This window comes from Luteimonas sp. RC10, from assembly GCF_014192745.1.
Lineage (GTDB): Bacteria > Pseudomonadota > Gammaproteobacteria > Xanthomonadales > Xanthomonadaceae > Luteimonas.
This window is the reverse complement of the sequence record NZ_JACHYJ010000006.1, coordinates 242,296-259,284: the sequence shown is the minus strand read 5'-3', so window position 1 is coordinate 259,284 and position 16,989 is coordinate 242,296. Positions and strand designations below refer to the sequence as shown.

The window sequence follows — 16,989 nt, the reverse complement described above, 5'->3', positions numbered from 1 at the left end:
ATGGCGCGCTTCCTCCTCCCCGGCACCCCGCATGCTGCGCATCCAGGCCGAAGCACTCACCTACGACGACGTCTCGCTCGTCCCCGCCCACTCGATCGTCCTGCCCAAGGACGTCCGCCTCGCCACGCGGCTGACCCGCGACCTGCGCCTGAACCTGCCGATCGTCTCGGCGGCGATGGACACGGTCACCGAAGCGCGCCTGGCGATCGCGATGGCGCAGATGGGCGGCATCGGCATCGTGCACAAGAACCTGAGCGTCGAGCGCCAGGCGGCCGAGGTGGCCCGGGTCAAGAACTTCGAGGCCGGCGTCATCCGTGAGCCCTTCACCGTGGGCCCGGACACCAGCATCGGGGAAGTGCTGCGCCTGACCCGCGCACGGAACATCTCCGGCGTGCCGGTGGTCGACGGCGGCAAGCTGGTCGGCATCGTCACCGGGCGCGACATGCGCTTTGAGACCAAGCTCGACGACCCGGTGCGCAACGTCATGACCAAGCACGACCGCCTGGTCACCGTGCGCGAGGGCGCGGGCGAGGACGAGGTGCTGGCGCTGCTGCACAAGCACCGCATCGAGAAGGTGCTGGTGGTCAACGATGACTTCGCGCTGCGCGGCCTGATCACCGTCAAGGACATCCAGAAGGCCCACGACAACCCCAACGCCGCCAAGGACGCCGACGAGCAACTGCTGGTGGGCGCGGCCGTCGGCGTGGGCGGCGACACCGAAGCGCGTGTCGAAGCGCTGGTCGCCGCCGGCGTGGACGTGATCATCGTCGACACTGCGCACGGCCACTCGCAGGGCGTGCTCGACCGCGTGAACTGGGTCAAGAAGACCTATCCCAAGGTCCAGGTCATCGGCGGCAACATCGTCACCGGCGACGCCGCCAAGGCGCTGGAAGACGCGGGCGCGGACGCGGTGAAGGTGGGCGTGGGCCCGGGCTCGATCTGCACCACGCGCGTCGTCGCCGGTGTTGGCGTGCCGCAGATCACCGCGATCGACTTCGTCGCCGAAGCCCTGCAGGACCGCATTCCGCTGATCGCCGATGGCGGCATCCGCTACTCGGGCGACATCGGCAAGGCCCTGGCGGCCGGCGCCTCGACGGTGATGATCGGCGGCCTGTTCGGCGGCACCGAGGAATCGCCTGGCGAGGTCGAGCTGTTCCAGGGCCGCAGCTACAAGAGCTACCGCGGCATGGGCAGCCTGGGCGCGATGGAGCAGGGCAGCAAGGACCGGTATTTCCAGGACTCGTCGGACGCCGACAAGCTGGTGCCCGAAGGCATCGAAGGGCGCGTGCCGTACCGCGGCCCGCTGGCCGGCATCATCCACCAGCTCGCCGGCGGCCTGCGCGCCACGATGGGCTACGTGGGCTGCGCGACGATCGAAGAGATGCGCACCAAGCCGCAGTTCGTCAAGATCACCGGCGCCGGCCAGCGCGAGAGCCACGTCCACGACGTGACGATCACCAAGCAGCCGCCGAACTACCAGGCCGGCTGAGGCCGCGCCGCCACGCACCGATCCGGGATTCGCGCAAGCGGATCCCGTTTCGTATCCGGCCCCACGCAATCCGCTTCCCAGCGCGCCCGCGCCATCACCCGACACGACAAGCTCACGCCGATGACCGACCTGCACAGCGACAAGATCCTGATCCTCGACTTCGGCGCGCAGTACACGCAGCTGATCGCCCGCCGCATCCGCGAGCTGGGCGTCTACTGCGAGATCTGGGCCTGGGACCACGATCCGGAGCAGATCGCCGCGTTCGCGCCCAAGGGCATCATCCTCTCCGGTGGCCCCGAATCGACGACCGAGCACGGCTCGCCGCGCGCCCCGCAGCAGGTGTTCGACAGCGGCCTGCCGCTGCTGGGCATCTGCTACGGCATGCAGACGATGGCCAAGCAGCTGGGCGGCCAGACCGAAGCCGCCGACGCGCGCGAGTACGGCCATGCCGAAGTCGCCATCGTCGCCCAGGACCGCCTGTTCCAAGGCCTGAGCGACCACGCCGGCCCCCAGCGCCTGGACGTGTGGATGAGCCACGGCGACCACGTGTCCGAGGCGCCGCCGGAGTTCACCGTCACCGCCAGTACCGACCGCGTGCCCGTGGCCGCGTTCGCCCATGAGGCCAAGCGCTGGTACGGCGTGCAGTTCCACCCCGAAGTCACCCACACCAAACAGGGCCAGGCGCTGCTGCGCCGCTTCGTGGTCGACATCTGCGGCTGCGCCACGCTGTGGACCGCGGCCAACATAATCGACGACCAGATTGCGCGCGTGCGCGAGACCGTCGGCCAGGACGAGGTGATCCTGGGCCTGTCCGGCGGTGTGGACTCGTCCGTCGTCGCCGCCTTGCTGCACAAGGCCATCGGCGACCAGCTGACCTGCGTGTTCGTCGACACTGGCCTGCTGCGCTTCCAGGAAGGCGACCAGGTGATGGCGACCTTCGCCGATGCCTCCAGCGCGCACGGCCTCGGCATTCGTGTCATCCGCATCGACGCGCGCGAGCGCTACTTCAAGGCGCTGGCCGGCGTGAGCGACCCGGAAGCCAAACGCAAGATCATCGGCAACCTGTTCGTCGAGATCTTCGACGAAGAGTCCGGCAAGCTCAGCAACGCCAAGTGGCTGGCGCAGGGCACTATTTACCCCGACGTGATCGAATCGGCCGGCAGCAAGACCGGCAAGGCGCACGTCATCAAGAGCCACCACAACGTGGGCGGCCTGCCCGAGCACATGAAGCTGGGCTTGGTCGAACCGCTGCGCGAGCTGTTCAAGGACGAAGTGCGGCGCCTGGGCGTAGAGCTCGGCCTGCCGCGCGAGATGGTCTACCGCCACCCGTTCCCGGGCCCCGGCCTGGGCGTGCGCATCCTGGGCGAAGTGAAGGCCGAGTACGCCGAGATCCTGGCCCGCGCCGACCACATCTTCATCGAGGAACTGCGCAAGGCCGACCTCTACGACAAGACCAGCCAGGCCTTCGCCGTGTTCCTGCCGGTCAAGTCCGTCGGCGTCGTCGGCGATGCCCGCGCCTACGAGTGGGTGATCTCGCTGCGGGCCGTGGAGACCATCGACTTCATGACCGCCCACTGGGCGCACCTGCCGTACGACTTCCTGGGCCGGGTCTCGAACCGGATCATCAACGAGGTGCGTGGCGTCTCGCGCGTGGTCTACGACATCAGTGGGAAGCCGCCGGCGACGATTGAGTGGGAGTGAGGGTTCGTTCCCTGTATCGACCTCAAGAGACGGAAGAGGCCCGCTATGAGCGGGCTTCTTCGTGTTTGGACCGCGCCGCAGCTGCCCCAAGTACGTCCGCGTCTTGAAGCGGTGAGCGTCGAACCATTCTGCATATAAGCCTTTAGCAGATTTTGATCAGGACAGGCTTGGCCCCTCCGCTCTAAATCGTTCCTCTAGACTAATATTTAGCAGGGTCCATTCCAGTCAAGCTGCCAATTCAGAAGAAAACCTCGCCAAGACTCGTCATATAGCAGAACATCTGGGCGTCCGCCGGATATCTGGGCGTCTTCATAAATGTAGAAATCCCACGTTAGATCGCTCAGCTGAACTCTCAGCGCCATAAGGTCAAGGTGCATCCCGTTTGGCTTTAGGTAGGTGTCGGATATCCATTGTGCGTAGGCATTTTTTTCATCGCGAGATGAAGAGCAGTGGGGAACCCCTGCGGGATAATCACGATAAATATTGTAGGTCCAGTTATGAATATATGGCTCAAGAGTATCAATTGGACCTTCGTCCCAGTTGTCTGGACAATTTGTCCAGCGGCCGTCACTCGCGTCACAAGCGTAAGCTTGGCCTATTCCTGCGCCAATAATAATGGTGATAGAGATTAGGTGCCTGAAAACTATATTTCTCCAGGTGTGGCTCATTTTTTGCTCCAGTTTTATCATGAAGTGTGCGGCATCGCCCAGTTATGGATTGGAAAAGAAAAGTAACTTTAGCGCGATATTGCTATCGCAGTATTTGGCGGTTCTAATTTTTAACACTATTGCTTGCCGACGTGGCAAGTGTGTCGGTATTGGGTGCGCGATGCACTCAGGAGATATCTAGTTTGTATGTAGGGGAAATCCTACAAGCAACTTCCTGCCTGCCACTCAGAACAGCAGGTAGCATGGGTTCTGCGACAATAAGGCTTCGGCGTTGTCGACAATTAGAGCTATTGTTCGCAAAATAGCTCACTGCATTGATGCATGGAGCATGCGAAGAATGGCGCCACTGTGCAGGATGTTTGCCACGAAAAGAGGCGACAGCCAAATTACGTTCTAAGCGATAGGTTGGCCTCAGCAACTGCCTCCTCAAACCGCCTAACGAACTCAACCAGATCCACGCCACAGTGCATGCAGATGTCCCGCAACTGCAGAAGGTCGAGTCGGCGCTGTCCTCGTTCGACGTCACTGAAGTAGGACTGGGGACGGATCAGCAGAACCGCTAGGTCCGCCTGATCAAGCTTGGCCTCTTCTCGCATCTTGCGAACGAGCTTGGTCAGGATCTTGTACTCGGGTCGATAGACAGACTTCTTGGTCATGGGCTTTCCCTCCGTTGATGTCTACGCAGACCATGAATCTGCTTTTCACATATCCGAAAATCGGATATGCTCGGACCGGGGCGTCCTTGGGTGTGACCACCAGCCAGCAGCGCAGTCGCGACGGCGCCCCCGAAATGCCGGCGTACGTGGACGCACCGACCAGCAACGGAAGATGTCAGATGCCTTGGGACACGGTAGGTAGCGGGCGGAGCTTTGCCTTTGAGAATGGTTTGAGTGCGCAGATAGACGTTGTGGAGTGCCTTAGCGGGGCATTGGGCGCATCGCGTTGGCTTTCTTCTATGACGGAAAGAACGAGCTGGAAAGGCTGTCGATGGAGGGGGAGGCAGCGCCCAAGCGGGCTCGCGTTCGCAATTGCGGCAGTCATGGCAGTCCTTTCCGCGCCATCGGCCGCGCAACAAAGCCACGACAGTGATCCGCACAAGGACAGCAGGCGGACTGAAGCCGACGCGAAGCAACTCGACACCATCCTGGTCACCGGCACCCGCATCCGCGGCGGCGCGACGCCTTCGCCGGTGCTGACGATCGGTAGCGAGCGCATCCAAGAAGAGGGCTTTGCGGATCTGGGCGAGGTGATCCGCAGCATTCCGCAGAACTTCGGGGGTGGGCAGAACCCCGGCGTCATCCCGTTCACGGTCTCTGGCGCCGGTGCCCAGAACACGAATCTCAGTGGGGGCTCGGCATTGAATCTGCGCGGTCTGGGGGCGGATGCCACGTTGACGCTGCTCAATGGCCGACGCATGGCCTACGACGGCATCTCGCAAGCGGTGGACATCAGCGCGATTCCGGTGGAGGCGGTGGAGCGCATCGAGGTCGTCGCCGATGGCGCGTCGGCCATCTACGGATCCGATGCGGTCGGGGGCGTTGGCAACGTCATTCTTCGCCGGGACTTCGAGGGCATCACTCTCGGTGCCGGCTACGGGGCGGCGGACGAGGGCGGGCTCACCACGCGCGAGTACAGCGCGACCGCCGGCCACGCTTGGTCCACCGGCGGGGTGATCGTCACCTACAAGGATGTGACGGCCGATCCCATCTACGCCCGGCAGCGGGTATATACGCAGTTGCTGCGCGAGCCCTACACGCTGTACCCGGGCAGCGATCTGCGCAGCGGGCTGGTCAGCCTGTCCCAGGCGGTGGGCGGCCATGCGGAGTTGCGCGTCGACGCGTTCCGTACAGAGCGGGGCCAGGCGTATGGGGCGCAGGACAACCTCAGCAACGTCTCCATCCAGGCCACGCCGGAGTCCACGGCCACGTTGCTGTCGCCCAGACTCGATGTCTTCCTGCCGAAGGACTGGACGCTGTCGGTCGGGGCAACCCGCTCAAGAAGTCGGCTGGATCACGCGCAGTCCATCACCTTGCCGGACACCGGCGCAGTGTTGCAACGCACGCAGCTTTGCTACTGCAATGAGGGCAGCAGTTACGAGGTGAGCGTTGAGGGCCCGCTGTTTGCGTTGGCGGCCGGAGACGTGCGCGTCGCGATCGGTGCGGGGCGGCGCGAGAACAGCTTCCTTGAGTACAACCAGGTCACCCACAAGGTTGCGATCGAGGGCGATGAGGCCGCGAAGTTCGCGTACACCGAACTACAGGTGCCGGTGCTGGGCGGGGACGGCCCAGGCCAGCGCTTGGCGCTGACGAGCGCGGCACGCTACGAAGACTACGACAGCTTCGGTAGCGTGCTGACCCCCAAGCTTGGCGCGGTCTACAGCCCGGTCGCGGATGTGACGCTCAAGGCCTCGTGGGGACGCTCGTTCAAGGCCCCAACGCTGTTCCAGCTCAACCGGCAGCGCATGGCGGGCTACAGCTACGCGGCAGCCTATGGCGGCAGCGGATATGCCCCGAACGCCACCGTGCTGCTGCTGGATGGCGGCAATCCGGATCTCGGTCCAGAGCGCGCCCGCACCTGGACCGCATCCTTAGCGTTCCACCCAGCCGCGGTGCTTGGGCTGGAAGCCGAGCTGACCTGGTTCGACATCGACTACACCGACCGCGTGGTGGCCCCCATCACGCCCACCTCGCAGGCGTTGCGCAATCCGGCGTTCGCGGAGTTCGTCACCTATGCGCCGAGCGCAGAGCAGCAGGCGGCAGCCATTGCCGGCAGCACGTTCCTGAACTACATCGGCCAGCCGTACGACCCCAGCAACGTCGTGGCGCTGGTGCATGCGTACTACACCAATGTCTCCCGACAGCGCATCCGCGGCCTGGACCTGTCCGGGTCTTACGGATTCGACCTGGGCGGTGGGCGGCTGACGGTACGCGGTGCGGCGAGCTGGCTTTCCAGCACCCAGCAGACGACCGGTGCCGACTTCGACCTGGCGGGCACGCTCCACAACCCCTCGAAGCTGACGGGCAGGGTCGGTACGGTCTGGGCGCGCGGCGGCCTGTCCGCCTCGGTCTTTGCCAACTACCGGCAGGGCGTGGAGAACGTGGCGGCCTTTGAAAAGACGGCCTCGTTCACGACGGCGGACACGACGCTGCGCTACGCGTCGAGTGGGGAGGGCCCTCTCCTTCGTGATTGGGTGCTTGGCATATCCGTGCAGAACCTGTTCAACCGGTCGCCGCCGCTGCATGACACGACGGTGCTTACGCCCTATCTGGTGCCGCCTTACGACGCGACCAACTTCTCGGCGATCGGGCGGTACTTCAACGTTTCTGTATCGAGGCATTGGTAATGGTCGGCACGACGATGAACCTGCACAACGTGTGTCGGACGGCTTGCACAGGGCCGGCAACACGCCGATGGGCGTGGACAGTCGTGGCCGTACTGATTGCCTGGGCCGGCGCTGCGCCGGCCGATGCAATCTCGCCGCGTCGGCTGGTGGAGGTCGCGGACTTCAGCGGTGTCGCGGTCTCGCCCGATGGCCGTTCTGTGGCCTACCGGATCGAGCAACCCACGGTAGAGCGCAATACCTACGATTCGGTCTGGTACGTCCAAGGCCTGAATGGCGCTTCGCCACCGCTGCGGGTTGCGGACGGCGGCACGCCGCTACGGGAGCAAGCCGGGCTGTCGATCCCGGCGCCGCCGGTGTGGTCGCCCGATGGGCGCTGGATCTACTACCGGGCGTTGCTGGACGGCCGGGTCGACGTGTGGCGTGCCGCTGCGGATGGTTCGGGTGCCGAGGTGCTGACGCAAGGCCCAGCCGATGTCCGTGCTTTCACGCTGAGCGCGGATGGCGGGGAACTGCACTACAGCGTGGGCGCGCCGCGGGAGGTCGTGCTGGCAGCGGAGCAGGCGGAATACGAGCGGGGCGTCCGTATCGATCGGACTGTGCCGTTGGGCCAGCCGGTGTTCCGGTCCGGCTATGTGGATGGGCGCCTGGCCACGCAGCGCCTCAAAGATAACGAAGTCCTCCGCTACCCGCTGCTCGACGATGTGCCGGATCGTTGGACGGCGTTGGACCTGATCACGCGCGAGCGGCGCGACCTCGAACCTGATCGGATGCCGTCGGCGCCGCTTGCTAACGTGGAACTTGCGCCCGGGTATGGCGATGTCCACCTGGTGCGGCCAGAGCCTGCGGGCCGCCGCATCGCGTTGATCACACGCATAGGCGAGCGCAACGGCCTGCGAGACAGGCCAGGGACGGCGCTGGCCGTGCTGCCGCACGCGCGGGCGCGCATTCCGGTCCTGTGCGAAGCGCAGGCCTGCGCCAGCGGGGTGATCAATGCGGTGCAATGGCGCCCAGGAACGGACGAAGTGCTGTTCACCGTGGAGGCGTCCAGTGAGGGGCATGCGCAATCGATCCATCGTTGGAACGTGGAGACAGGGGCGGTGCACCCGGTCGTGCGCAGCCGGGGGTTGGTGAATGGCGGGGTGCGCCTGATGCCCAGTGACTGCGGCGTCTCCACAAGGACCCTGGCCTGCGTGGTGGCCGAGGCGGACCGGCCACCCAGGTTGGAACGGATCGATATCGATAGTGGTGCACGCGTGGAACTGTTCGACCCGAATCCTGCATTGACTGCCGACATGGCCGCCACGCGGGTGCGGCTGCTGCGGTGGACGGATGCCAATGGCCAGGAATTCACGGGGCAGTTCTATCCGGCGCGTCATGCGGGGCCGGGGCTGCCGCCGCTGTTCGTCAGCTATTACTGGTGTAAAGGGTTCGTGCGCGGCGGTCTGGGTGAGGAACTGCCCTTCGCCTCACTGGCGCAGGACGGCATTGCCGCGCTGTGCATCACCCTGGCGCCGTCGAGGGAGGATGGCGTCGAGCAGTACGAGCAGGGGCGGTCTGCCGTCGAAAGCGTGGTCGCGCTGCTGGCGGCCCAGGGCGAAATCGATCCCGAACGCGTGGGCATGGGCGGGCTGAGCCTGGGGTCGGAAATCACCATGTGGACGGTCACGCACTCGCAGGTGTTGACGGCTGCCTCAGTGAGCTCTCTGGGGCTGTCACCGCTGTATCACCTGCTGCTCAGCAACTTCGGCGATGCCTTCCCAACGCGCCTACAGGCAGGGTGGCAGCTGGGAGCACCGGAAGAAACGCCAGAGCGGTGGCGCCAGTTCTCGCCGTTGTTCAACCTGGACCGCATCCGTGCGCCGATCCTGATGCAGCTGCCGGAGCAGGAGTACATCCATTCGTTGGACTATGCCGTACCGCTGATGCGCGAGGGTCGGGCGGACCTGTACGTCTTTCCGCACGAGCCGCACCAGAAGTTCCAGCCTAAGCACAAGCTGGCGGTGTACGAGCGCAACTTGGACTGGTTCCGCTTCTGGCTAAGGGGTGTGGAGGACCCGAACCCGGCGAAGCGCGCCCAGTACGCGCACTGGCGGGCGATGAAGGCGGGGTTGCCGGTTGCGGCCAAACGCGATGATGATGGCGGTTAGGGTTGATGCCGGACCCAGTTCTCGACCATGCACAGGTCGAAGATGCGGGTGAAGGCCTCTCCACGTTCTGGGCTGTCGTGGCGCATGAACTCGGCGATTGCTGTCGTATCCAGCAGGCCTTCCTGCTGCAGGCGGCCCTGCAGCAGGAAGTCGCGCATCGGCGCTCGATTACGTGTGTACACCGCACCCAGATAGCTCATGAAGGTGCCTTTGCTGCGACGGTGGAGGATGTCGGGCGGCAGGCGATCCGCGAATGCCGCTCGCGCAACGGCGCGGTTCTTGCCGCCCGCGATCCACATCCAGGTCGGTGTGCGTAGGCAGGCCTCCACGACCGGCTGCGCGAGTAGAGGCATCCGCATCGTGAACGCCTCGCCGCGCGCCAGGCTGTCGCGATAGGCCTGGCAGATGGCAAGGCTGCGAATCCGTTCCATGTCCCCGGGCAGGGCGTCCGACGGTGCGACTGCCCAGGGATGGGGACCGGTGTTTGGTGTATCGATGCCTGGCGGCAGGAAGCTGCTGTCGGGTGGGCGATCTGCGCCAGCTGCGCGCCGGAGCTTCCGCAGTGCCAGGCGGCCGGCCTTCCATAGCGTGCACTGATGCAGCGTCGCCAGATCCCGTACGGCGGCCACGCCTGCAGCTGGGCCCCGCACGCGCATGGCATCGGCAGCCGGGGCCGCTGTGTCCAATGCGCAAAAGATGGTGTCGCCCCCGCCGCCGGAAAAGAAGGCGTCGATGCCGTGGCGTGCGGCCGCCGCAAGCATGACCCGGTCCACGGCATGTTGGAGCACGCCGACCCTGGGCACGGTGCATTGCGGATGCACGTCGAATTCGAACGTGGCGTCGTCGATGTGGAGTGTCTCGGTATGAAGCTCGACGCCAAGTTGATTGGCAATCTGGATCGCGTACGCGCGCTCATCCGCCCCGGGCACTGTCGTGACGAGGGAGGTGCAGACGATCGGGGTGTGGGTCCCCCGCAAGGATGTACCGACGATGGACGAGTCGAGACCGCCGGACAGTTCGAGCAGGATGGCGTGGTCGATGCTTACCAGCGTTGTTGTCGCGGTCGACACCGCCTGCCGCACGTCCGCCGCTGCGCCGTTTGCATTGCGGTGTCTTGCATCCGGCGTCACGAAGGTCCACGGCGTCCACATCTGCGATGTGGTGGCTTCGGATCCTTGCAGGCGTAGGGCCTGACCCGGCAGAAGCTCGTGAACGCCGGCAAGCGCGGTGTGGGCGCTCTTGTGTTGCGGGAACGCCAGACGACGAAGAATGGCATCCCAGTCGATTTGGCGGCGATAGAGGCCAATGCGTTCCGCCAGGGCGATATCCGAGGTGACGAAGCCCACGCCGTCCTGCAAACCGTAGAAGCAACTCACGTCGCTATGCGGCGAGGGCTCGCGCAGCACCGTGACGCCGCCACGTTCGTCATCGGCTTGTACGAGCAGATAGGGGCCCCAGTACTGTTCGATGAGATGCCTCCGTGCTTCCGTCGCGTCCTTGAACGCAGGAAACTGGCGCGCATCCTGGATGCGCAATCCCTCCTTCGAGAACACATGTCCGAGAAGGAGGCTGCCATCGGCAAGCAGCATGGAAGGTGTTCGCTCGGAGGCAAGTACGACCAAGGTTGCCGACACGAGTTGGCGATACATATGGGCATCACCAAGCGCTGCTTCCCATTGCATCACGGCCTCTGCGCTCATGTTTCCGGCGGGGTCAACCACTGCTAGGAAGCGGAAGCTCATCACACCACCCGGATTGGCGTGTGGGCCTGCGTGTTGCCCAGGGTCTCGTTGAGCACCAGGTCGCCGACCTGGACCCAGCAGTGCGCCGAGAATGGCGTGCCGGTCACGGCAAACACCAGGTCCGCAGGAAGGCGGCGCCTGGCCAAAAATCGGATGAGAGCAATCGAGTCGACGAGACAGCGGGTTTCGATCGGTGCGTACGGCCGGGCCGCCAGAAAAGCAGCCGTCGCTTTGATGTACGCCTCGTCATCTCGATTCTGTTGAGGGGCTGGGATAAGGACCATCCGTCGCTCACGTTCGACTTCGAGCGCCGATAGCACGTAGGCCAGAGGTTGCGTCTTTAGGGCCAGCTGGGAGAGGGTCACGGTCCGCACTGTGTCCAGTCGTTCCAGCACGGTCGCGTGCAGAACGAACTGCGCTTGTTCCATCGCACTTCGTCTGACGGGGGAACGAGCATATTTTGGTTCAGACGATGCAGGCGCCTCGCCGACAATGAGTAGACCCGCATCCACCAATCTTGCCGTATCAGCGGCGCTGCAATCGTCACGGAGATAGGCGAGAAAGCGTCGCTCCAGTGCTTCCGACAAACGAAAGTAGTGGTCCTTCGCTACATCGAGAAACACCAGCTTGCCATCCACTTGGCAGTGGGACAGATCACTGCGCAGATGAAGCGCCATCGTAGACCCCCTTGAGCAAAGAGGCGCACCGTTAGGTGCGCCTCTATCGCTCACTCTTCAGAGATCCCCGCCATCGGGGTCCGGCCGACCGGTTCGAAACCCAGGTCGATGCCCTGGGTCTCGATGCTGGCGATACCCAGCACGATCACCTCTTCCGTCGTGGCGTCACGGATGTTGTCGTTCGAGTTCATGATGGCTTCCTCTCTTCTGCGTCATGGACGTCCCATGACACAGCCAGTGTTGAAGCGCCTGCCTTGTGTTCTCAAATGATTTTCGTTGTGTACTTCCAGAATTCCCTGGAAGTGTGATGCGCACCCGCAAATTGCGGTGCATCGCGCACTCCGCTCAGTGCGGCGCGTGGCGCGTTTCGTTCAAAAGCTCCACGATGTCCGGTACGCGGTCGATGCGGCGAGCGTGGTATGCGCGCAGTTTTCGTTCCAAGCGTGGGATGTCGGCGTGTTCCCAAGCGGTGATCAGCTCGTCCAGTTCGGCGTGTGCGTCGGGAAACAGGCTGCGCTTGGCAACACGGATCGGCGCGAGTCGGTCGTTGGCCTGCTGGGTGATGTACCGCGTCTCGACAACGCGCGTTTTGAGCGCAATGGTGTCGAACAGCCGCCACGTCGCCTCGGCGGCGCCATCGTGTGGGGTGGGGCGCTTGTACGGTCTGTCACCGGGCAAGGCGCCACGGGCCAGGCAGGTCAGCAGCCGCTCTTCCATGCAGTCGTAGAGCTCGCGCAGGGCGGCCTCGGTAGGCAGGGGCACGTAGAAGCCGTCTCGCGAATGCGCATCGACCAGGCGTTCGCCGCTCAGCCGATACAGCGCATTCCGGATCGGGGTGAGGCTGGTGGTGAGCTCATCGGCCAATGTGGCCGGTTCCAGACGCTGCCCTGGGACGAATCGCCCACGCACGATAGCGTGCCTGATCTTGTCGCACGCGTCCCAGACCTTCGGAAGGGTCCCCATCATCATTGCTGTCCTCCGTGGCTGCTTGCTCCCCCTCTCCTTGGGCCGATCTTACTGTTCGGGGACCGCGCTGCAACTGCGCGGCCGCGGCGCGTGTTCGAGCAAATGGGGCCACTGGACGCACCTGCTGCGCGACGTCCTGGGTGGGGCTCGACCCGGATCATCAACGAAGTCCTTGGTGTGTCGCGCGTGCTTTACGACATCAAAGGAAAGCCGCCGGCGGCGCTCTGGTGGGCGTGAACGGAGCGATACTCGGTCGCTCGCACCCTTTGCCGCCGGTCTGTGTACGGTAGATTTCCGTCCACAGGAGGATTCCCATGCGCAACGCAGCCGCCCGTCTGGATCTTAGGATCGACGCCCGGGACAAGGACCGGATCGCCCGCGCCGCTGCCTTGCGCGGTATGTCGGTGTCTGCATTCGTGCGCAGTGCGGTGCTTCGGGAGGCGGACACGGCCATTGCGGCCGACACGACCGTCGCGCTGTCCCCGGCGGAATCTCGCCGCTTTCTCGCGGCATTGGATGCACCGTTCCAACCTAACGATCGCCTTCGGAAGGCGATGAAGCGCGCTGTCAGACTGACTGGACGGCGCTGACGACGCACGGCGCTGGTTTCGCGCTGCACGACGGGAGCAGATTCTCATGTGGTGTCCGGGCGCTCGATGACTACCTGCGCCGGCAAGCGAGCCAGCACCACCGGGATGGCATTGCGACGACGCATGTCCTCGTCGACGACAGCGCCCCAGGGCGCGTGCTTGGCTACTGCGCGTTGTCTGCCGCCCAAATGCAGTTGGAAGACCTCAAGCCCGAAGATCGTGCGTGGCTTCCTGCCTATCGACCGCAGCCCGACTATCCGGCGCGAGGGACGCGGGTCGGGCTGCGGCAAAGAGCGGCAAGACCCAAACCGGGTGTTCTAACAGGCTCGAGCCATATTGCTTGGTGTCGGTCAACGATCAGCCGCGGCTCCCTCCGGGCGCTGGCAGGCCGGGTACTGGCTGGGAATTTTGCCTTCGCACGTGCCTGTGTAGCGATAGCCCTTGCCCATCATGCAGCGCTGGATTTGGTCGAAGTTGTCCCTAGACAGCGTTACGCGCTCCGCATCCGTGCTTGCGGACACCGCCGCATAGCCGCCATCAGCGCTGCCACCGCAAGCGATCCAATCCTGGGGTCGCTCGATCTGCGGGCGTGCGGGGTGCTGCCATCTTTCCATGAGCGAAGGCTGGTTGTGCAGGCTGTCGAATGCCTCTTTGTCGCAGTAGATCCTCGGCGTCTGCGGCCCGCAGATTCTTCCATTGCCGATCACACAGCCCGACACGCCGAGAGGCAGCAACAGGATCGCGATTTTGATAAGAGCCTTCATTCTGGCGCGGCCTTCATGCGTTGAGTGATGGCTTGCCCCACGGGGCAGGCAGTGGCCGCATTGTGACCCGAGGGCAGGCTGGGCTCCCAGCCGGTGTGCGTGCGGCTCATGCTCGACACGAACCGTGAACAGCCAATCTCTCGCTGTGCTCGCCTCCAACAGTGTGCAGGCAAGGCGATGCGGTGTCGGAGCCGGGCAATTCTGTCGCCGTCGCGGGCGCGCCTCACGCACGCGGCAGCGCCTTAACCTCCCAGACTCAGCCCTGCCAGGCGCGAAAGTCTGCGGCCAGGTCCGCGACGGACACGCTGCCCAGATGGTCCTCGAACTGCTGCTGCGCATGGGCCAGCGCATGGGCGGTGGCCGCGTTCGCGGCGCGGGCCAGCAGGCAGGTGGTCTGCTCGTCATCGCTGCCGATGGCGAACAGCGTGGGTGCGCCGAGCGCGCGGTAGATCTCGAGCAGCGAGACGTCGGTCAGTGGCTTGGCGAGCGACCAGCCGCCGCCATGCCCTTTGACGGAGACCACGATGCCGGCCTCGCGCAGGCCCCCCATCGTGCGGCGGACCACGGACGGATTGGTGCCCAGCATCTGGGCAATCAGCTCCGAGGTGGCCAGGCCCTCCATGCGCTCGAGATGCAGCAGCGCGTGCAGGACCCGGGGGAGGCGGCTGTCTCGACGCACGGCTTGACTCCTTCTGTAACAAATGAACGCACGAGGGTTGACGCCCGCACACTTACGGTACATCGTATGTTACATGACTTCTTCGAACCGACATGCAGCGCCCTCTGCAGGGGAACACACTGACGACACCGCGCACGCTTTCTGGGAGCGCGTCTACGCCGGCAGAACCACGCCGACCAGCGGGCGGCCGTCTGAAGTGTTGACGCGCTTTGCCGAAGGGCGCCCGCCGGGGCGTGCCTTGGAGCTGGGCTGCGCCCGTGGCGACGATGCGATCTGGCTGGCGCAGCGCGGCTGGATGGTCACCGGGGTCGATATCTCCGAGACGGCCCTCGAAGCGGCGCGAGTGGCGGCCAGCGCCGCGGGGGTGGCCGGCCATGTCCAGTTCGAACGTCACGAGCTGGGCGAGAGCTTCCCGGAAGGCACGTTCGATCTGGTGACGGCGCTGTTCCTGCAGTCGCCGATGCCCTTTGGCCGCACCCAGGTGCTGCGGCGCGCCGCGCAGGCGGTCGGGGCAGGGGGCTTGCTGCTGCTCGTCACCCATGGCTCGCGCGCGCCGTGGTCGTGGAGTGCGCCGGACACGGTGTACCCGAGCGCCGCCGATGAACTGGCCGCACTGGCATTGGCGCCTGCGCAGTGGCGGGAGGTGTTCGTCGGTTCGCTTTCGCGCACGGCGTTCGGCCCGTCCGGCGAGCAGGCGAGCGTGCTCGACACGATCGTGGCGATCGAGCGCTGCGACCCGCTCTACTCGGGAGTCGAATCAAGATGACGACATCGATCCGTACACTGCGTGTTGTCCTGTTCGTTCTGGCCACGTTGTTCTGGCTCGCACCGGCGGTGGCGCAATCGGACATCCGCGACCAGACGGTGCAGGTAGGCGACCAGACCGTGCGCTACTTGTCGGCCGGCGCTGGCGACCACGCCATCGTCCTGTTGCATGGCTGGCCGCAGAGTGCGGATGCGTTCAAGCCGATCCTGCCGACGCTCGCCAAGACGTATCGGGTGTATGCGCCCGATCTCAGTGGCGTTGGCGGCAGCACGGCGCCGAGGCAACGCTGGGACAAGGCCTCGCTTGCCACCGACATCAAAGCCTTCGTCGATCATCTGGGCCTGGACGATCCCCTGATCGTCGGGCACGACATCGGCGGTATGGTTGCCTATGCCTACGCCCGGCAGTATCCGGACGCGGTGCGTGGCGTGGCGATCCTCGATGTTCCGATTCCGGGTCTGGACCCGGCCGATGCCATCGCGGCGAGTCCGCACGCCTGGCACTACGATTTCCACAATCAGGTGGGTCTGGCGGAAGCGCTGGTGCAGGGCCGTCAGGCGGCATATGTCCGCTATTTCATCCGCCAGGTCGCCGCGAACCCCGATGCGATCCCAGACGATGCCATCGCGGTGTATGCCAAGTCCTACGAGACCCCGGAGCGCCTGCGCGCCGGCTTCGCGTTCTACCGCGCCTTTGCTGAGGACGCGGCCTTCTTCCAGGCGCAGGATGCCCGGTTCGCCGTGCCGATGCTCGTCGTGGGCGGCGCATTGTCGACCGGCGAAGCGCTGCCGGTCATGACGCAGTCCTTCGCCGCGCACGGTGCGACCAACATCACCACGCTGCGCGTGGACGGGGCCGGGCACTGGCTGATGGAGGAACAGCCCGAGGCCACGGTACGGGCGATCGAGGACTTCGCGGCGATTGTCTTCAACGACTGATCCACACCGTCCATCGCATTGACGCCATCCCCCATGGAGACCGCAATGACCGAGTCCATCCGCGACGTGCAAGCCAGCTGCCACTGCGGTGCCGTGGTGATGCACTTCAGCCGCCCGCCTACCGAGGTCATCGACTGCAATTGCAGCCTGTGCCGACGTTACGGCGTGCTGTGGGTGTACTACGAGGCGTCCGAGATCACCGGGCTGTCGGTGGGCGAGGGTACCGACACCTATGCCTGGAATGGGCGGCACGTCGACTTCCATCGGTGCAGCACGTGTGGCTGCGTCACCCATTGGGCGCCGCGCGCGTCCGGCCGCACGCGACATGGCATCAACGCCCGGTTGCTGGCGCCCGAGCTCCTGGCGCAGTTGCGGGTGCGGCACAAGGACGGCGCGGGCTCGGGAAAGTATCTGGACTAGCGTCGAGCAGTGGCGAGGGGCGCGGCTCCGGCCTGGCAGGGCGGCTCTGACCGCCGCAGTGGGCGGGGGATGACGAATGGCACCTGCCAGTTGCCCTGG

The 16,989-nt window shown here is 64.9% G+C and carries 16 protein-coding genes; 8 read left to right on the top strand and 8 right to left on the bottom strand.

From position 1 onward, the window contains the following. Positions 1-31 precede the first annotated feature (31 nt). Together guaB and guaA are read left to right on the top strand one after the other, a co-directional pair. On the top strand, positions 32-1,489 hold the full coding sequence (guaB, locus tag FHW73_RS12425; RefSeq protein ID WP_183427051.1) for an IMP dehydrogenase: 1,458 nt from the start codon (positions 32-34) through the stop codon (positions 1,487-1,489). Between the two features lie 120 nt (positions 1,490-1,609). After that, positions 1,610-3,190 carry a glutamine-hydrolyzing GMP synthase gene (gene guaA / locus FHW73_RS12420; RefSeq protein WP_183427049.1) on the top strand — a complete coding sequence of 527 codons (1,581 nt, stop codon included), beginning with the start codon at positions 1,610-1,612 and terminating at the stop codon, positions 3,188-3,190. Between the two features lie 206 nt (positions 3,191-3,396). Here guaA and FHW73_RS12415 read toward each other — a convergent pair whose 3' ends face one another. Both FHW73_RS12415 and FHW73_RS12410 read right to left on the bottom strand, forming a co-directional pair. Then, positions 3,397-3,858, bottom strand: a complete 462-nt coding sequence (locus FHW73_RS12415; protein ID WP_183427047.1) for a hypothetical protein — start codon at positions 3,856-3,858, stop codon at positions 3,397-3,399. Between the two features lie 386 nt (positions 3,859-4,244). Beyond that, positions 4,245-4,514: a helix-turn-helix transcriptional regulator gene (locus FHW73_RS12410; RefSeq protein ID WP_183427045.1), complete on the bottom strand. Its 270-nt coding sequence runs from the start codon at positions 4,512-4,514 to the stop codon at positions 4,245-4,247. 383 nt (positions 4,515-4,897) lie between these two features. Between FHW73_RS12410 and FHW73_RS12405 the strand changes: the two genes are divergently transcribed. Both FHW73_RS12405 and FHW73_RS12400 read left to right on the top strand, forming a co-directional pair. Further along, complete coding sequence (locus FHW73_RS12405; RefSeq protein WP_183427043.1) at positions 4,898-7,201, top strand: TonB-dependent receptor; 2,304 nt, start codon at positions 4,898-4,900, stop codon at positions 7,199-7,201. 83 nt (positions 7,202-7,284) lie between these two features. Further along, the gene (locus FHW73_RS12400; protein WP_183427041.1) at positions 7,285-9,348 is read left to right on the top strand and encodes an Atxe2 family lasso peptide isopeptidase; all 2,064 of its coding nucleotides are present in this window, start codon (positions 7,285-7,287) and stop codon (positions 9,346-9,348) included. Here the strand turns inward: FHW73_RS12400 and FHW73_RS12395 are convergent. The 4 genes from FHW73_RS12395 to FHW73_RS12380 form a co-directional block, all read right to left on the bottom strand. Beyond that, complete coding sequence (locus tag FHW73_RS12395) at positions 9,345-11,090, bottom strand: asparagine synthase-related protein (RefSeq protein WP_183427036.1); 1,746 nt, start codon at positions 11,088-11,090, stop codon at positions 9,345-9,347. The two genes, FHW73_RS12400 and FHW73_RS12395, sit on opposite strands and share 4 nt — an antisense overlap. Next, positions 11,090-11,767, bottom strand: coding sequence for a lasso peptide biosynthesis B2 protein (locus tag FHW73_RS12390; protein WP_183427034.1), 678 nt, complete (start codon positions 11,765-11,767; stop codon positions 11,090-11,092). The genes FHW73_RS12395 and FHW73_RS12390 overlap by 1 nt, the downstream gene beginning before the upstream one ends. A gap of 50 nt (positions 11,768-11,817) precedes the next feature. Next, a complete protein-coding gene (locus FHW73_RS12385; protein WP_183427032.1) occupies positions 11,818-11,958 on the bottom strand; it encodes a benenodin family lasso peptide in 141 nt (46 codons plus the stop codon). Positions 11,959-12,112: 154 nt separating this feature from the next. Continuing rightward, a complete protein-coding gene (locus FHW73_RS12380) occupies positions 12,113-12,736 on the bottom strand; it encodes a GntR family transcriptional regulator (RefSeq protein WP_183427030.1) in 624 nt (207 codons plus the stop codon). Positions 12,737-13,047: 311 nt separating this feature from the next. Between FHW73_RS12380 and FHW73_RS12370 the strand changes: the two genes are divergently transcribed. Next, positions 13,048-13,323: a DUF1778 domain-containing protein gene (locus FHW73_RS12370; RefSeq protein WP_183427028.1), complete on the top strand. Its 276-nt coding sequence runs from the start codon at positions 13,048-13,050 to the stop codon at positions 13,321-13,323. Positions 13,324-13,673: 350 nt separating this feature from the next. On the opposite strand, the gene FHW73_RS12365 is transcribed toward FHW73_RS12370, so the two are convergent. Together FHW73_RS12365 and FHW73_RS12360 are read right to left on the bottom strand one after the other, a co-directional pair. Next, complete coding sequence (locus FHW73_RS12365; protein WP_183427027.1) at positions 13,674-14,087, bottom strand: hypothetical protein; 414 nt, start codon at positions 14,085-14,087, stop codon at positions 13,674-13,676. Positions 14,088-14,343: 256 nt separating this feature from the next. Continuing rightward, on the bottom strand, positions 14,344-14,766 hold the full coding sequence (locus FHW73_RS12360) for an Rrf2 family transcriptional regulator (protein ID WP_183427025.1): 423 nt from the start codon (positions 14,764-14,766) through the stop codon (positions 14,344-14,346). A gap of 22 nt (positions 14,767-14,788) precedes the next feature. Here FHW73_RS12360 and FHW73_RS12355 point away from each other — a divergent pair, with 22 nt between their 5' ends. From FHW73_RS12355 to FHW73_RS12345, 3 genes are read left to right on the top strand one after another with little or no spacing between them, the layout of a single operon-like run. After that, a complete protein-coding gene (locus FHW73_RS12355) occupies positions 14,789-15,532 on the top strand; it encodes a class I SAM-dependent methyltransferase (RefSeq protein WP_345776182.1) in 744 nt (247 codons plus the stop codon). Continuing rightward, entirely contained in the window at positions 15,529-16,470 is a 942-nt protein-coding gene (locus FHW73_RS12350) for an alpha/beta hydrolase (protein WP_183427023.1), read from the top strand. The genes FHW73_RS12355 and FHW73_RS12350 overlap by 4 nt, the downstream gene beginning before the upstream one ends. Before the next feature lie 45 nt (positions 16,471-16,515). Further along, complete coding sequence (locus FHW73_RS12345; protein WP_183427022.1) at positions 16,516-16,890, top strand: GFA family protein; 375 nt, start codon at positions 16,516-16,518, stop codon at positions 16,888-16,890. Positions 16,891-16,989 lie beyond the last annotated feature (99 nt).